This is a genomic window from Polynucleobacter alcilacus (assembly GCF_018881545.1).
GTDB classification, from domain to species: Bacteria; Pseudomonadota; Gammaproteobacteria; order Burkholderiales; family Burkholderiaceae; genus Polynucleobacter; species Polynucleobacter alcilacus.
On the sequence record NZ_JACVQD010000006.1, the window covers coordinates 1 to 786 of the forward strand.

Annotated in this window: 1 protein-coding gene; it reads left to right on the forward strand. The window is 49.1% G+C overall.

All coding sequences use genetic code 11. From position 1 onward, the window contains the following. Nucleotides 1–786, forward strand: a 786-nt coding sequence (locus ICN45_RS10335; RefSeq protein WP_216175725.1) for a VCBS domain-containing protein, incomplete at both ends; no start/stop codon positions are given.

Genomic DNA, 786 nt, shown 5'->3' on the forward strand with positions numbered 1-786 from the left:
AATGCTGCTAGCAATACTGAAACCGCTACCGGTAGCTTTACCGTGTCTGCCAGCGATGGGATTAAAGAGCTCGTGGTGGGTGGTACTACCTTGAGCTTGGCTGATTTAAAAACATTAAGCACACTCTCCCCTTCAAGCGCGATTAATACGGGTGAGGGCACCTTAAAGATTACGTCTTATAGCAGTACTGATAGCGATCAGAATGCAACCGTAAGTTATACCTACACCTTAAATGGGGCTCAGACCCATAATCAGCTCACTGCCAATACCAGCATCAATGATGGTGTGAGCATTACAGTCAATGGCGCTGGTGGTAGCACTGCTAGCGATACGCTGACGATCCAAATTAACGATGATGTGCCCACCGCAGTCAATGATGGCACCAAAGCACTGACCGAAGATGGCACCTTGACCGTGAGCGGTAATGTTCTCACGAACGATAGTTATGGCGCCGATGGTGTGAATACCACAGCGACTACTGCCTTTAGCTGGGATGCCAATACCGCTGCCAAAACAGAATTGGCTAAATACGGCACACTCACTTTAGATGCCAATGGCAACTACAGCTTTACACTCAATAACACCAGTACTGCAGTCCAAGGTTTACAGAGCACGGATGTAAAAACCCAAGAGCTTAGCTACACCATTACCGATGCCGATGGGGATACCAGCACCCAGCACGTCACCATCACCATTACCGGTGCTAATGACAGCGCCAGCGTGACCGTTGCTAATGATGTTCTAGCTAATGCACCAGACTCCACCGTCTATGAAGCGGGCCTACCT